The sequence below is a fragment of the Yersinia kristensenii genome, assembly GCF_900460525.1.
Classification (GTDB): Bacteria; Pseudomonadota; Gammaproteobacteria; order Enterobacterales; family Enterobacteriaceae; genus Yersinia; species Yersinia kristensenii.
Genome location: NZ_UHIY01000001.1, coordinates 2,124,675 through 2,141,475 on the forward strand (window position 1 = coordinate 2,124,675; position 16,801 = coordinate 2,141,475).

Below are 16,801 nucleotides of genomic sequence, written 5' to 3' on the forward strand. Positions count from 1 at the left end.
GCGTATAGAGATTTTCTGCGGATGAGTTTGGTATCCTTTTCAGTTTCACCGATTAGGAAATAAAAACGCCCCAGATATTTGGGGCGTTACCTGACTTATCTTTCCCAAAATACAGGAAATCAGGTCATCGTCATTAATCCTTTTTATAATGGATAACGTAATATTGCATTGAGATCAGCACCTTGTGGTAGGTCTGCACTGCGCACAGCTAAAACTCTGGCTCCTGTTGCCAAAGCGCGTTTGGCAATCTCATCAACGACACTGTAATTCAGCTCATCACCATTACCACCGAAAGAAATTATCCCCTCATCATCAATAGTGCCACTCACGTTGCTATCAATATTAATCAATAGTAGGTCAATGGCCCCAAAACTCACTCAGGCCTTTAACGTGGTCAACTTGATTATGGCTCAATGTGCACGGCTTGGCCGTGTTCATCAAACACCAGAATGTGCTGACAGGAAGCTCCGATAATCACATCTTCACCCACGGGGAGTTTCAATTGATAGGGGACTTTCATTTGCAGTGCGCCATGCTCAGGTGAATTAAATAGCACTACGGTGGAGTCACCGTGCATTTCGGTAAGGTCGGTTTTCACCACCAAGGATAGTTCGGTACTGTCGGTTAAGGAAAAGTGTTCGGGCCGAATAGCTAATGTCAATTGTGCTCCTGCCGGTAGATTCAGTTTTGCCAGTCGCGGAATAAAAGTACTGAGTCCATTAATATTAACGTAGCCCGTCTGCTCATAAATCGCCTTAAATAAGTTTATTTTAGGGGCACCGATAAAACAGGCGACAAAGATATTAGCCGGATGGTTATAGACCTCTTCAGGAGTTCCTATCTGTTCTATTTTCCCCTGATTTAAAATCACTATCCGGTCCGCCAGTGTCATGGCTTCTATCTGGTCATGAGTGACATATATTGTAGTTTTACCCAATCGCTCATGTAGTTTACCGATTTCCTGTCGCATCTGAATGCGTAGCGAGGCATCAAGATTAGATAAAGGCTCATCAAATAAAAATACATTGGCACAACTGACAATTGACCTGCCAATAGCGACACGCTGACGTTGGCCACCAGATAAATGCTGCGGTAGGCGCTCAAGATAATTATCCAATTGCAAAATAGCTGATGCATTGGCAATTCTAGCATCGATCTCTTGTTTTGGAATTTTGATATTTTTAAGGCCAAATGCCAAATTTTCGCGTACCGTCATATGGGGATAAAGTGCATAAGATTGGAATACCATAGATACGCCGCGCGCGCCGGCATTAGTATGGGTCACATCTTTATTTTCTATTTTAATTTCACCACTATTTACTTCTTCCAGACCTGCGATCATTCTTAATAATGTGGATTTCCCACAGCCAGAAGGACCCACCAAAACGATAAACTCTCTTGATGCAATTTCAAGATTGACGTTATCAATTGTTTTAATTTTTTCATAGTACTTCACGACATTTGCGAGAGAAACGCTAGCCATTATATGCTCCAACAAGATGCTGTAATTTATCCTCGTGTATTAACGATACACATAAGATAGATTGAATTGGTTTTTTATAGTCGGGTATTTTATTTCTGTAGCAATTGAGTCAATTGCGTAACTTTTTGCTCCAGTAGATCTTTATCACTACGAGTTTCTATATTTAAACGGACCAGTGGCTCAGTATTAGATGCTCGGATATTAAATCGCCAGTATTCAAATTCCATACTAAGACCGTCAATTTCGGTCACGCGGATGGCGCTATTGACATAAAATTGTTTTATTTGTTGAATTTTAGTGGCTGGATCGTCAATGGTGAAATTAAGCTCACCTGATACTGGGAATAGCATCTTACGGGATTCAATCAGTGAAAATAGCGATGTTGCTTTGTGCGACAGTAATTCAATTACCAACAACCAAGGGATCATGCCGCTATCACAGTAACCAAAATCTCGAAAATAGTGGTGGGCACTCATTTCACCGCCATAGATAGCATCATGATGGCGCATGGCATCTTTAATAAAAGCATGACCGGTTTTAGATTCGATCGCTGTACCATTAAGTGTCTGTACAATATCAACTGTGTTCCAGATTAATCTGGGGTCATGGATTATTTTCCCACGATTATGGGTTATTTCTCCTGTCATATTCGCGCGCAAGAATCTTTCCGCTAGCACGCCAACAATATAATAGCCTTCAATGAAATTCCCAAAGTTGTCGAAGAAGAAACAGCGGTCAAAATCTCCATCCCAGGCAATCCCGAGATCCGCCTGATGTTCACATACCGCTTGTCGAGTTGACCACTGGTTTTCTGCTAACATCGGGTTTGGGATGCCGTTAGGGAAACGACTATCCGGTTGATGGTTAATTTTAATAAAACTGATGGGAACTTGGCGTTTTGCCATTGCCGCTTCCAATGCATCAAGCGTAGGGCCCGCCGCGCCATTGCCCGCATTAACCACAATTTTCATTGGCTTTAATGTACTAAGGTCGATGTAACTTAATAAATGCTCAACAAAGTGTTCGCGAATACACTGGGTTTCAAACTGGCCTTTAACGACTGGCGGAGCAAAATAGTTATCTTGTGCCAGCTTCTGAATCTCATACAAACCGTTATCACCGCTAATGGGCTGCGCATCTTTTTTAACGAGTTTCATGCCGTTATAGTCAATCGGATTATGGCTAGCAGTCACTTGAATCCCGCCATCGACGCCATAAAAACGGGTAGCAAAATAAACTTCCTCTGTACCAACCATGCCAATATCAATGACGTCAGCACCGCCATCCATTAACCCTTTTGCCAGCGCATTTTTTAAATCAGCACTGGTTGCTCGCGCATCGCCACCGACCACTACTTTTACTGGTTTGAGCCACTGACAATAGGCGCGTCCAATTCGATAGGCTATATCTTCGTTCAATTGAGAACCGAGCTTTCCCCGAATATCGTAAGCTTTAAAACAGGTTAATTTTTCCATTTCCTTTCCATTTGATTATGCAGAATCACGAACAATAAGTTCAAAATCCAAAGATATATCACGGGCTAATTGACCCGAGATAAGTGCTCTTGCAGCTTCGCGGCCTTTTAACACAATAGGTTGACGGATGGTGGTTAAACCAATGGGAGGATCTTGAATATCGATATCGTCAAACCCGGTAATCGCAATTTGGCCGGGTACCGAAATATTGTGGCTCTGACAAAACTGATAAACGCCGAAGGCAAAACGGTCTGATAAACAGATAATGGCCGAGATATCCGGCTCTGCAGCCAATAGCGCTTTAGCCGCTGTTTCTCCGCCAGTTTCGCTATGTGGTTGTTCTGCTACATAGCTGGTACGCAAATCAATTCCCGCATTGGTGAGCGCCTTGATACAGGCATTTATCCGCCCGAAAGCTACACCGTTATCATATTCCGTAGAGAATTTGGCCAGTGGCGACAATACATCTGAGTGCCTATTTACTGGGAAAGAGACAATGCCGAACTTTTTATGTCCGGCGGCCAATAAATGCTGGCAAATGGCCTGCATTGCGGCGCCATCATCTATCGAAACACAGGCAAAATTCTGGAGTTTGATATCGGTGGTAACCACTGGTAGCCCACTGGTTAATGCCGCCTGAACAATTTCGTCATTGTTATAGGTAGCATTTAAAATATAGCCATCCACCAAGGCGCCCATCATGCGTTTTTTTAGCTCGTTGTTAGCTTTTAACGGCATTAAAGCAATGTTAATCCCATTTTTTTCACACTCTTCGGCAATGCCACGCATCAATGCAATATCATGTCGATCAGAGAATACATAACTCAGGTTGTCGTTAAATATAACCCCGAGTGTTCCGCATTGTCCGGTACGCAGAAAGCGGCCTGCCCCCGCAGGGCCATGATAATTTATGGATTCTGTATAGGCTAAAATTTTATCTCGTAATTCCGGCGATACCTTTTCTGGCCGATTAAATACATTCGAGACCGTGGTATGCGTTACGTTAAGTGCTTCAGCTATTGTTTTAAGCGTTTCTCTTTTTTTACTCGTGGTCATGTTAGAATCTCCGGAAAGAAGAATGAGCAAAGTGCCTGTGTTCTATCCCCCTCCTCCTTGTGAAATGATCAAACCCACAGCCTAAGAACTACATGCTACATCAATTTTAACGTTAAAATTTGAACGAATGTCACGATTTTAACGTTAAACTTAAAATGATGAGATGTGAAATACTTCACATCATTATGGGAATTACGCTGCTATTTTATTTTAACGTTAAAATTGGTCTTCCAGCCTTTTCATTCAACAATGGCCCTGGGAATAAAGCAATGTTAGATAAAATGAAGAAAACCCTGATTTTTTTGGCAATTGCCTCCAGCAGTGTTGTGTTTACTGGCTGCGACAATAACGCTACATCGAATAAAAATGAAAAACAGGATATTACCCTGTGGATAGCCCCGAACAATGTTCAGGAAGCATTCTGGAGCGAAGTGGTTGGAGAGTGGAATAAACAACCGGATAAAAAGAAAGTCGTATTCTCAACAATTCCAGCGGCGGGTAGTTCTGAAGAAGCCATAATGAACGCGATTGCTTCTGACCGCGCACCTGATATTTCAGAAAATATTTTTACCGGCTTCGGCTCTCAGTTGGCCGATTTAGGGCAAATTGTCGATCTCTCCACTTTGGATGGTTATGAAAACTTAATTGGTACCCGCCAGATGACGGATATCATGGAGAATTGGCGCTATAACGGAAAGAACTACATCCTGCCGATTTATATGAACCCAGTATTATTCTGGTGGCGTGGCGATTTGTTAGAAGAGCAGGGCTTTAGCGAAGTTCCGAAAACTTATGATGAGGTTTATGCCCTCTCCGAGAAATACACTATCCCGGATAAACGTTATGCAATACAAGCTACCTCAGGCCGTAATTGGTGGGACCGCTGGTTTGACTTTATCGCCCTCTATTATGCCCAAAGCGATGGTAAACCTTATATTGCCAACCAACAAGCTACCTATGATAGTCAGGATGGGCATGACGTATTGGGCTTTATGTACACACTTTTCTCAAAAAAATGGACTCTGTATGATTTTGGCCAAGATGACCCTTTAGTGACCGGTAAAGTTCTGGGGGCAGTACGCGGCCCCTGGGATATCAGCCGTTATCAGCAACAATACCCAGAAATTTTAAAGCATATAAAAATTGGCCCGATGCTAGTCAAAAATAAACAAGATAAACCCCATACCTTCGCCGATGGAAAAGGATTGGTGCTATTTAGCCACTCTAAAGTTAAGCCCGAAGCGTGGGAGTTCATTCAATGGGTATTCAGCCAGCCAAAATTCGATAAACGGTGGATGGAACTGACCGGTATGCCACCCGCTAGAGCAGATTTGCTCACTAATCCTTTCTTTGCCGAATACTATCAGCAACACCCTTACGCAGCGGCTTACGCCGAATATGTCAATGTGGCGATACCGCCTGTTTCCAGTGGTGAAACAGTAGAAATTCAACGTAGCATGACGCAAATGATTGAGAAAACAGCCTTTAATACAGCAACTCCGGATGAAGCGCTGCAACAGTCAGTAAAAGAAGTGAACGCGATTTTAAAACACTAACTTTTAAAACACGAATAGTAAGAGTGAGTTAATTTCTCGTTTTGCGGATTAAAGTGAGCAGGTGGCCTTGCATTATGACTTTTTTAAAGCTTAAAGATAAACATGTAGGCAGTATATTGGCTGCCTCCTATCTGGGATATACCAGCATATTTTGGTTTTATCCTTTTATTTGGCTCGCGGTTTTATCGCTAACTGAATGGCGATTTGTCGGTACTCCTACTTTTAATGGCCTGAATAACTTTATTCTGGTAATGCAGGATCCATTATTCTGGAAGTCGATGTTAAATGTGCTACGTTTCTTAATGTATTACTTACCTATTGTGTTTATCGCTTCCTTTCTATTTGCGTTTGGCCTACAGAAATTAAAGTATGGCAGGACCTTTGTTGGGCTAAGTTTTTTACTGGCTAACGTTTCATCCGGCGTGGCTTATTCCATTGTGTTTTCCAAGATCTTTAGTCAAGATGGGCCATTAAATACTTTTTTATATGATTGGTTTGGTTTCACCCTACCGTGGTTAACTAGCCCAGACTTAGCGATGTTATCTATCGCTTTGGTTGTTACATGGAAATTTGTTGGATATTACGGACTGATTCTATTTTCTGGGCTGAACAGCATCCCTAAAGAAATTTATTCAGCGGCGACATTAGATAATACCGGTACCATCAAGCGCCTATTTCATATCACTTTACCCATGATCAACCCGCAATTGATTATGGTGCTGGTTCTCGCGATTACCGTTTCTTTCGCTATTTTTACCGAGCCATATCTTATTACTGGCGGTGGGCCGCTTAATAGCACCACGACACCTATGATCGTAATGTATGAAACCGCATTTATGAAGATGCAGCCAAGCTGGGCGGCCACCATGTCAATTTTTATCGCACTCACCAGTTTTGGGATTATTTTAGCGGTCAGAAAACTGCTAGAAAGAAAGGTTGAGATTGTTTAAATGAAAAAAAATATCAGTAGTCTCATCATCCATTTGATTATGTTTTCTCTGGCGCTCTCGTGGCTCTATCCTTATATCTGGATGGTGTTATCTTCCTTTAAACAGTCAGCCGATGTTTATACTTCTGGGTTGTTTGATACCGCCTACTCGCTCGATAATTATCGCTTTCTGTTTGAAAATAGCGGTCGGGTAGAGAAGCCATTTTTAAAAACATTATTTAACTCATTTTTTATTTCGACTGTAGTGACGGTGGCAGTGACGTTAAGTTCCATGTTTATTGGATTCGCACTGGCTAAAATGCAGTTCAAAGGCCAATCATTGTTTAGAAATTTATTGTTCTTACAGATGGTTTTCCCTGCATCTATGTTTATTATTCCGCAATTTGTCTTAGTCAGAGAATTGGGATTATTAAACAGTTATAGCGCCATGATTATTCCATTTCTGATGAGTTCTTGGGGTATCTTTATGATTTCTCAAAGCTTTCAGGGAACTCCCAATGATTATATTCACGCAGCTAAAATAGATAATGCCAGTCTGTGGCAAATCATGATTTATCTGATGATGCCGCTTAATAAGGCTATTATCGCCATTGTGGCACTGTTTACCTTTGTCGGCACATGGGACAACTTCTTATGGCCGCTGATAGTGATTCAGGATGAAAGTAAAATGCCACTCTCAGTGTTATTAGCCACATTCAGTAAATCTTATGGTGTTTATGTTGGGCCAGTGATTGCTGGTGCGGTTATTCAGACCATCCCGATTGTCGTTCTGTTTATTCTATTCCGTAAATATTTCATGCAGGGTATGTCCCTGTCATTAAAATAGGGCGTTACCGAAATGATGAATATGCAATGGTGGCGTGAAATGGTCTTCTATCAAATTTATCTGCCCAGTTTCCAGGACGGTAATGGTGATGGGATAGGGGATTTTTACGGGTTAATAAACAGACTGGATTATTTGCAGAAGTTAGGGATTGGTGGGATTTGGATAACGCCATTTTACCCTTCTCCGAGAGTGGATAATGGTTACGATATTAGTGATCACCTTAATGTGGATCCGAATTTTGGCACTCTAGAGATCTTCTCGCAGTTAATTTCAGAGGCTCATAAACGCAATATTCGGGTGATTATCGATGTTGTATTGAATCACGTTTCTACGGAGCATCCGTGGTTTAAAGATGCATTAAATAACCCGGAAAGCCAATATCGGGACTATTTTATTTTCACCCGCGAACCTAATAACTGGCAGTCATTTTTTGGTGGTTCGGCTTGGGAACTGGAAGCAGAAGGCGGGGATTATTACTATCACAAGTTTGCTATTGAGCAGGCTGATCTAAACTGGGCCAATTCAGCGGTGATTGATGAAGCTAAAACCGTACTGGATTTCTGGATAGAGATGGGGGTGGATGGTTTTCGACTGGATGTGATCAATTTCCTGTCCTGCAATGACACAAGAATGAATAACCCGGTGCTGGATAATGGTGAGCAACAACACCTGAATGATATTAATCAGCCGGGCATTGAGAATTGTCTCTCAGATTTATTGGCTCATGTGCGCGCCAAAGGTGACTATTTTATTGTCGGGGAAGTTGGCAGCGATAAGCTCGATGAACTCGCGCGTTATCAGTCCACCACATTATGTGACGTCGTATTCAATTTTAATTTAGCCAGTCAGCCGACTTTCGATCTACAACAGATTTTCCAGCAGTTTGAGCAGATGGACAGTACATATAGCGGCGTGCCGACATTGTTTTTCTCCAGCCATGATATGTCGAGGATGATTAGCCGCTTTGGTGAAGGTGTGGGCGATATTTTCCGTGCTCGGGCGATGGCCTGCATGCAATTAATGGCTTATGGCATTCCTTTCATTTATTACGGTGAAGAAATAGGAATGCAGGATTATGTGGCTACCTGCCCAGAAGAGATTTACGACATTCAGGGAAAAATGCATTACCAACAGAAATTTGCCGCCTGCGGTAATTCTGAAGAGGCTTTTCGATTTGCATTAACCAAAAGTCGTGATAATTCACGCTCACCTATGCAGTGGTCCTGCGTGCCGTTGGCTGGATTTAGTTCGCAAGTGCCTTGGATGCCTATTAATGAAAATTACCGGGAGATAAATGCTGAAGCGGCTCAAAAAGACCTCCATTCTCTCTGGCATGATTATCAAAAAATGATTGCTCTACGCGCACAATACCCCGTTTTTCAATATGGTAAATATGACGAGTTAACACTTGTTCAAGACACCCTAATATTCAGCCGCTGCTATCACCGCCAGCGCGCCACTGTATTGATTAATTTTGGGAGAGCTTATCCATTAGCAGCTCATCTCCCCGGTCAAATTTTATTTGATACCCGTAAATACAGTGAAATGACTAATAACGATATCGTTATTTATATAGAGGACAATAATGATTAGGTATTCCGGTAATCCGTTAATTACGCCCCAGGATATTACGCCCAGCCATCCGGGATTTAAGGTCGAATGTGCTTTTAACGCAGGGGTTACCCAACTCGGCGATGAAACTATTATGCTGATTCGCATTGCGGAAAGTGTTATCTCTGAGAGCAAAGATACCACCCTCGTGCCTTTGCTTATGGAAGATAGTGGGCACTGGCAGGTTACAACTCGGTTATTCCGGCGTGATGATCCGGCCTACGATTTTAGTGATCCGCGGTTAATCACCGACATTGCTGACCCATCGACGGTCTACCTGACCTCTCTTTCCCATCTGCGCGTAGCGAGAAGCCGTGACGGCGTTACTTTCATTGTTGACGATAAGCCCTTTATCTTCCCAGCGAATGGTTACGAAGCTTTTGGTTGTGAGGATGCCCGAATTACCCAAATTGACGACGCTTTTTATATTAACTATTCCGCTGTGTCTGCTAAGGGTATTTGCACCGCATTGGCGGTCACCCACGACTTTACTGAGGTAGTACGCCTGGGGCTGATTTTCTGTCCGGATAATCGTGATGCCTGTCTTTTCCCAGAAAAAATCAATGGCAAATACATGACATTACACCGTCCGGCTCCGAAACACTTCGGCAAACCTGAGATTTGGTTGGCCAGTTCTACGGATCTACTGCATTGGGGGGATCACCGACACTTATTGGGGACATCGCAAGATCCTTGGGATGCTTTAAAACTAGGCGGTGGAGCGCAAATGCTGAAAACCGAAAAGGGATGGCTGCAAATTTATCATGGAGTTGATATTAACCAACGTTATTCCCTTGGTGCGCTATTGCTTGACCTGGAACAACCTACCAAAATTCTCGCAAAGTCACCGGTACCTTTGCTTCAACCGCAGGCACCTTATGAGCTTCACGGCTTTTTTGGTAATGTCGTCTTTACCTGTGGTGCATTAATTGGAAACGATACTTTGCGGGTCTATTACGGTGCGGCGGACGAATGTATGTGTCTGGCTGAAATGCCTATGGCTCAATTATGGCAGCACCTGTCGGTGTAATGACGAGATAAATATAAGGCTTTTATGATGATACATAATACACCCGCCAGCGTTGCCCAATTGCTCGCCAATTACCAGCAATGCACGTCTGATATTACCTACTCGACCGGAAAACTTGAGTTTACCGGTGTCGGTGATAAAGACATTTATAATATTACGGCTCCATTTACTTCCGCAGGGCAGGTAGTTATTGCCGGACGTGTTGAAGCCAGAGATTCCGAGCATTCGACTATTGTGTTTTTTAGTGAACATCAAAGTAAATGGAGACCGATTGCTGATGCGCCGACATTCCAGTTGCAGGATCCTTTCTTTACTCGGATTGAGGATGAACTGATTTTTGGCGGGGTCGAGATTAATCCACACCCTGACAATCCAGATAAACTCATCTGGCATACTGTATTTTACCGTGGCCGAGACATTCACTCATTAACCCGTTTTGCCTCGGGCCCTCCGGGGATGAAAGATATCCGTTTGTGCCATATTCAGCAGGGGCGTATCGGGGTATTTACTCGACCACAGGGTAATATTGGCGGTCGGGGTACTATTGGGTATGTTGAGATAAATAACCTGGAAGCGTTAACACCGGAAACCATCGCCAGTGCTGAATTGTTTGATCAGCAGTTTGATACTGATGAATGGGGAGGAGTCAATGAAACTCATTTACTTCGCGACGGCACCATTGGGTTACTTTCCCATATTGCCTGTTTCGACCAACATGGAGGAAGGCACTACTATCCGGGAGTATTTATCTTCAACCCGGATACTAAAACCTACACATCAATAAAAATTATTGCGACTAGAAATAATCTGCTACCAGGTAGTGCTAAACGCCCGGATTTAGTGGATGTTATTTTCCCTGGAGGGCTAATTAAGCTCCCCGACAACCGCTGGCGATTATATGTTGGCGCCAGTGATGCCGAAGCGCATTGGATTGATATTAAGGATCCCTTTATCGGACTTTAATTATCAGACAATATTAATCGCTTTTTAATTTCCTTAATGGATTAAACCTAATATCAATTATATTAGGTGGGATTCCTATTATCTATCAAATGGGAAGACTGCCTGCTTACATGGAATGCATATGAGACACTCAAAATATTTTTACCTGTTTCTGATGGCAAGTATCTGTTCTGTTGCCCATGCGGATAATTCTCCGAATAGGGTAAAAACCAACAATGCCGAAAATAGCCCTATTTTTGCCGGTGACAAAATAAGGATAGTGAAAGACGGTGGTGAGACGGTGGAAGCCGTTGTGGAGCTCAGCGATGATAATATTGGTATTGTGCGCATCCCTAAGAATGAAAAATCCTATTTTCATGGTAACTGGTTGGCTGAATATAAAATAGAACATTTCCGCAATGAGGGGCGCAGCACTAACTCTCGCCCGGTACATGAAAGGGTATTCGCTGACGGGCGAGTTAATTTTGGTGATACGGGTTGGAATACAGGATTTGTTCTTAAACAGGTGCAGTTTACCAGCGACTCGCGTAATGACAGTAATCATAAAGTCGATTTCCGCATGATAGAAATGGAAATCCGTCCTGCCTGGGCCAAAAGTATCGATAAACACTGGTTTATGTTCGAAGGGATCTATTTAGGTAAAACTGGTTACGAGAAAAATCGTACAACAGGCGGTGATAACAATATTGGTGGCGATGGTTATGGCTTCCGGCCTTATTATCGTTATCAAATATCAGATAAAATGAGTGTGAATACCGATGTGAAAATGCTAGTAGAAGATAAAGACGCCCGTGGTGCTGATAATGGGCGGTTCCAGTTCTACGAAGCGCTTATTAATGTGAATTATAAAGTTGCAGATAATGTGTACGCGGGTCTTGAGTTATTCCGTAAAGAAGGTCAGGACTTTAATCATGACGGCGCAAAAACAGCGAATGTTCTGGAGCAGGAGCTTCGTCCTTGGGTTGCCGTTAATATAGGTAAAAATAACTTCCTGTTTAAAATGGAGCCGCAGTTAAGACGTATTGGTGGGCACGATGGCTACAGAGAAACCTCTAAAGCTCAAAAATATATATTTAACTATAGCTATCCAATCGCCGATAGATTTTATTTGGTTGCCGAATATTTTTACCGAGTGGAGTATGATAAAAAATTCTGGGATCGCGGTGTCCGCGATGAGAAAAACTACAGTGATACGACCACTCATTTTGGTAAGTTAGGGGTTAACTATATTTTTTAAGTGACTGTATATAAATAACTTAAAATAAATAACTTAAAATAAGAGAAATAATATGAAATTACTCAATACCCTGGTTTGTATCATTAGTTTGACGTCGTTTTGTTCCAATGCGAAGTTAGTTAATACCGATCATCTGGATGCTTTATATCAGAAGGTCACGGTGGCAAATAAAACAGAGCTGGGTCTCATTCATATCTATAGCGAGTTTCCCGATTACCGCTGGGTTAAAGATCCCATCGAAGGCGTATCTGCCATTGATGATGTTGCCCGCGCAGCTGTTTTTTATCAGCGTCAATACCAGATTACTGGTTCAGCAACTGATTTAGAAAAAGTAAAATCGTTGGTAGAGTTTATTCTCTATCTACGAGCAGATAATGGCTACTTTTATAATTTTATTTATCCTGATCATTCTATTAATAAAGAATATAAAACCAGTGTAGCTGAGCCAAATTGGTGGACATGGCGCGCGTTATGGGCGCTGACTCAGACTTACCCTACGTTGGTAAAAACTGATAGTGCATTGGCGGAAAGAACCCGTGAGACAATTTTTGCCACCATTGATGTTATTTATAAAGATTTTAACTTCAAACAAACCCAAGGTGAGAAAGAGGGCGTAGCGGTGCCTGAATGGCTGCCACATACTGCTGGAGACCAGGCATCGGTGTTATTGATGGCTCTGAGTGATGCACAGACTTTGGAAGCCAAACCAGAAATTGAAAAAATGATGCGTTCATTGGCTGCAGGCATCATGTTAATGCAAATTAAAGACACGTCTTCGCCAGTCCACGGTGCCTTTTTAAGTTGGCAAAATCTGTGGCATGGTTACGGCAATAGTCAGGCTTATGCTTTGCTGGTAGCAGGCAAAAGTCTGGGTGATCGGGAGATGATTAAAGCGGCCTTTACCGAACTGGACCACTTCCAGCCTTGGTTAATTAATAATGGATTCTTAAATGAGTTTACCGTGCGGCAGCAGGGTGAAAAGGTCACATTAATTGAACAAAAGAAATTTTCCCAAATTGCTTATATTATTCGCCCTATGGTGTTTGCCAATATTAAAGCTTGGGAGATCTCTCGCGATGCTGTTTACCTGGAGCGAGCTGTCGATTTATCGCTGTGGTTCTTTAAAAACAATCCCGCACAGGCTCAAATGTATTACCCGGTAACAGGGATTTCTTTTGACGGTATCGATTCGGCCACCAAGGTGAATAAAAACTCGGGAGCAGAATCTACCATTGAAGCATTGCTCACTCTTCAGCTGATTGAATCTGTCCCTGAGGCCAAACGTATGCTGGAATCGGCCCTTGAAAAGCTGAATATTGAGAAGTAATAGCAACATCACTTTGTAAATAGGATTCTGTTGTATTAAACGCTTGTCGGGTTGCATGTTATTTTAATCTGTGAGACCTGACGTTTTTGACCCGACAAGCTTTCAAATTCTGGATACTCCTGTTGACAGGAGAAAAGAGAAAACAACCTATTTAAATAGTCTCAATAATAGATATATAAATACATCTCTTTTAGTTCACTATTATTCCCCTGCTATTGCTCCTATGCTCAGTGAGCATTTATTAATGTGTTGCCGTATTTTCTTGGCAATGAATATAGAATGAGTTTTTGCTAAGGTCGATACTGATGAGCGTACTGGCATCGACAGCAGTTTAAGTTAGCAAAGATCACGCACCGCGCAGCCCAGAATGATACCGACAAAACCCAATACGCTTAGTATGACTTAAACCATAGCAAGAAAAATTTCACAGTAATGAGGAACAATCATTGATTGCACATTCATTAACCAAATTTTTGGGTGTAAATTTCATGATAAATTTAAAGCAGATAGTTGATGCTGTTAAATGGCTTAGTGATGGAAACCGCAAAAGAATAGCAAGTGGAGGAAATTTATAAATAGAGAGCGAGTAGAAGAGTAAGAATCTAGTATTTTATACTGCACTAGTGACTGTAAGCAGCATGTTAAATTAATGTATCCATCTTTCTGACTGATCTTCGCAATTTTCCCCAATAATTCATCAGGCTATAGTTTTCGTCATCTTTTGTTTATTAACATTAGAAAAACTAATCCTAAAAAAGGAATGTCGACCCCATTACATTTATTGAAATAAACAGCTGATCGCATGATCACTTGCATTGTTTTTTGCTGATAATGTCACATTAATCCAGTTTTTTGTGCCGTAGCATCCGTCGCATTGAATACATTGTTCTTAAATATATTATTCTGCAAGGCTATTAAAAATGAAAATTTACAGCAACTTACCAATAACAATAAATGATGTGATTGATGCACAAAAAAGATTGCAAGGACATATCTATAAAACCGGGTTAGCGAGGTCGAATTATCTGAGTGAGCGCTGTCATGGTGAGATTTATCTCAAGTTTGAGAATATGCAACGTACTGGGTCATTCAAGATCCGCGGGGCGTTTAATAAGCTCAGTTCACTCAGCGAAGAAGAAAGAAAACAGGGAGTCGTGGCTTGTTCGGCGGGTAACCATGCGCAAGGTGTATCTCTGTCTTGTGCCATGTTGGGGATTAACAGCAAGGTGGTCATGCCAAATTGCGCACCTAAATCAAAAATTGCGGCGACCAGTGAATACTCTGCTGAGGTGGTGCTCCATGGTGAGAACTTCAATGACACCATTGCTAAAGCCAGCGAAATTATTGAAATGGAAAATCGTATTTTTATCCACCCGTTTGATGACGAAAAAGTCATTGCCGGGCAGGGGACAATAGGGCTGGAAATACTCGAAGATCTTTATGACGTCGATAATGTGATTGTACCCATTGGTGGTGGTGGATTAATTTCCGGTATTGCACTGGCGATTAAATCTATTAATCCGACAATTAATATCATTGGCGTACAGTCAGAAAATGTTCATGGCATGGCGGCATCCTATTATAGTGGCAGTATTACCAATCACCGAAAAGCCAGCACGCTAGCTGATGGTTGTGATGTCGCTCGCCCAGGTACTTTACCTTTCGAAATAGTTAAAGCACTGGTTACCGATATTATATTGGTCAGTGAAGATGAAATTAGAAGAAGTATGGTTGATCTTATTCAGCGTAATAAGATTATTACTGAGGGAGCAGGAGCATTGGCATCCGCAGCATTATTAAGCGGGAAGTTGAAAGATTATATTACGGGTAAAAAAACTGTCAGCCTTATATCAGGCGGGAATATTGATTTATCGCGCGTATCACAAATAACGGGACTAGGCAGTATTTCGTAAAATATATTAATAAGGAATTTATTAATGCATATCGATAATGCTATTACAACCACAGTAGAAACAAAAACGTGGCGCAAATCAGACACAACTTGGACTTTGGGATTATTTGGTACAGCTATAGGGGCCGGGGTTTTATTCTTTCCTATCCGCGCGGGTTTTGGCGGGTTAATTCCTATTTTAATTATGTTGGTGTTGGCATATCCCATCGCCTTCCTCTGCCACCGTGCACTTGCTCGCTTGTGTTTATCGGGTAGCAATTGTTCGGGCAATATCACTGAAACTGTCGAAGAACATTTTGGCAAAACCGGTGGTGTGGTCATTACCTTCTTGTATTTTTTTGCCATTTGTCCGCTGCTGTGGATTTATGGTGTGACTATCACTAATACCTTTATGACGTTCTGGGAAAACCAACTCCAATTACCACCGTTAAACCGGGGTGTGGTAGCACTAGCGCTGTTATTACTGATGGCCGTGGTGATTTACTTCGGTAAAGAACTGATGGTTAATGTAATGAGTTTCCTGGTATTCCCGTTTATTGCTTGCCTGGTACTCATCTCACTCTCATTAATTCCTTACTGGAATGCCTCGGTTATTGAGCAAGTGGATTTGAGCCAGATTTCGCTGTTAGGGCACGACGGTATATTGGTGACAGTATGGTTGGGGATTTCCATTATGGTGTTCTCATTCAACTTCTCTCCGATTGTTTCTTCTTTCGTGGTATCGAAACGTGAAGAATATGAACCGGAGTTTGGCCGTGAATATACTGAGAAGAAATGCTCTCAGATTATCAGTAGAGCCAGCATATTAATGGTAGCGGTGGTGATGTTCTTCGCCTTTAGCTGCCTATTTACTCTTTCACCACAAAATATGGCGGAAGCCAAGGCACAAAATATTCCAGTATTGTCTTATCTGGCTAACCATTTCTCTTCGATGGCTGGTAATCGGTCGACGTTTTCAATCACTCTGGAATATGCAGCTTCGCTAATAGCACTCGTTGCTATTTTTAAATCTTTCTTCGGACATTATCTCGGTACGTTGGAGGGTCTGAATGGCTTAGTGATTAAGTTCGGTTATAAGGGCGATAAAACAAAAATATCCACCAGGAAGCTTAATCTAATCAGTATGTTCTTTATTATGGGATCAACTTGGTTAGTGGCCTATATCAATCCGAATATACTTGATTTAATTGAAGCTATGGGGGCACCAATTATTGCTTCGCTACTGTGCCTATTGCCTATGTACGCTATTCATAAATTACCCTCTCTGGCCCGTTTCAGAGGCCGGCCAGAAAACTATTTTGTCACTATCGTCGGTCTGCTGACCATCTTCAACATCGTCTACAAATTATTATAAGTACGGCGCTAAAAGCCCGTGT

At 42.0% G+C, this 16,801-nt stretch carries 14 protein-coding genes; 10 read left to right on the forward strand and 4 right to left on the reverse strand.

What is annotated here, in order from left to right; all coding sequences use genetic code 11:
* Positions 1-143: 143 nt before the first annotated feature.
* From DX162_RS09710 to DX162_RS09725, 4 genes are all read right to left on the reverse strand, one after another.
* Complete coding sequence (locus DX162_RS09710) at positions 144-377, reverse strand: hypothetical protein (RefSeq protein WP_004391044.1); 234 nt, start codon at positions 375-377, stop codon at positions 144-146.
* Between the two features lie 26 nt (positions 378-403).
* The gene (locus DX162_RS09715; RefSeq protein ID WP_032820005.1) at positions 404-1,483 is read right to left on the reverse strand and encodes an ABC transporter ATP-binding protein; all 1,080 of its coding nucleotides are present in this window, start codon (positions 1,481-1,483) and stop codon (positions 404-406) included.
* An 89-nt stretch (positions 1,484-1,572) separates the two neighbouring features.
* A complete protein-coding gene (locus DX162_RS09720; RefSeq protein WP_004391042.1) occupies positions 1,573-2,958 on the reverse strand; it encodes a phosphohexomutase domain-containing protein in 1,386 nt (461 codons plus the stop codon).
* Between the two features lie 15 nt (positions 2,959-2,973).
* Complete coding sequence (locus DX162_RS09725) at positions 2,974-4,014, reverse strand: LacI family DNA-binding transcriptional regulator (protein WP_004391041.1); 1,041 nt, start codon at positions 4,012-4,014, stop codon at positions 2,974-2,976.
* A gap of 269 nt (positions 4,015-4,283) precedes the next feature.
* On the opposite strand from DX162_RS09725, the gene DX162_RS09730 reads away from it, so the two are divergent.
* From DX162_RS09730 to tdcC, 10 genes are all read left to right on the forward strand, one after another.
* On the forward strand, positions 4,284-5,570 hold the full coding sequence (locus DX162_RS09730; protein ID WP_032820020.1) for an ABC transporter substrate-binding protein: 1,287 nt from the start codon (positions 4,284-4,286) through the stop codon (positions 5,568-5,570).
* 74 nt (positions 5,571-5,644) lie between these two features.
* A complete protein-coding gene (locus DX162_RS09735; RefSeq protein WP_004391039.1) occupies positions 5,645-6,520 on the forward strand; it encodes a carbohydrate ABC transporter permease in 876 nt (291 codons plus the stop codon).
* The gene (locus tag DX162_RS09740; RefSeq protein WP_049559945.1) at positions 6,521-7,345 is read left to right on the forward strand and encodes a carbohydrate ABC transporter permease; all 825 of its coding nucleotides are present in this window, start codon (positions 6,521-6,523) and stop codon (positions 7,343-7,345) included.
* 12 nt (positions 7,346-7,357) lie between these two features.
* On the forward strand, positions 7,358-8,938 hold the full coding sequence (locus tag DX162_RS09745; RefSeq protein ID WP_004391036.1) for an alpha-glucosidase: 1,581 nt from the start codon (positions 7,358-7,360) through the stop codon (positions 8,936-8,938).
* Complete coding sequence (locus DX162_RS09750) at positions 8,931-9,986, forward strand: glycoside hydrolase family 130 protein (RefSeq protein WP_032820003.1); 1,056 nt, start codon at positions 8,931-8,933, stop codon at positions 9,984-9,986. Before DX162_RS09745 ends, DX162_RS09750 begins: the two co-directional genes overlap by 8 nt.
* 24 nt (positions 9,987-10,010) lie before the next feature.
* Complete coding sequence (locus DX162_RS09755) at positions 10,011-10,949, forward strand: MTP-1 family protein (protein WP_004391034.1); 939 nt, start codon at positions 10,011-10,013, stop codon at positions 10,947-10,949.
* Positions 10,950-11,070: 121 nt separating this feature from the next.
* Positions 11,071-12,186 carry a hypothetical protein gene (locus DX162_RS09760; protein WP_032819999.1) on the forward strand — a complete coding sequence of 372 codons (1,116 nt, stop codon included), beginning with the start codon at positions 11,071-11,073 and terminating at the stop codon, positions 12,184-12,186.
* A gap of 670 nt (positions 12,187-12,856) precedes the next feature.
* Positions 12,857-13,513 carry a sugar phosphotransferase gene (locus DX162_RS22845; RefSeq protein ID WP_321572392.1) on the forward strand — a complete coding sequence of 219 codons (657 nt, stop codon included), beginning with the start codon at positions 12,857-12,859 and terminating at the stop codon, positions 13,511-13,513.
* A gap of 920 nt (positions 13,514-14,433) precedes the next feature.
* Positions 14,434-15,426, forward strand: coding sequence for a bifunctional threonine ammonia-lyase/L-serine ammonia-lyase TdcB (tdcB, locus tag DX162_RS09770; RefSeq protein WP_004391031.1), 993 nt, complete (start codon positions 14,434-14,436; stop codon positions 15,424-15,426).
* 24 nt (positions 15,427-15,450) lie between these two features.
* Positions 15,451-16,779, forward strand: coding sequence for a threonine/serine transporter TdcC (gene tdcC / locus DX162_RS09775; protein ID WP_004391030.1), 1,329 nt, complete (start codon positions 15,451-15,453; stop codon positions 16,777-16,779).
* Positions 16,780-16,801 lie beyond the last annotated feature (22 nt).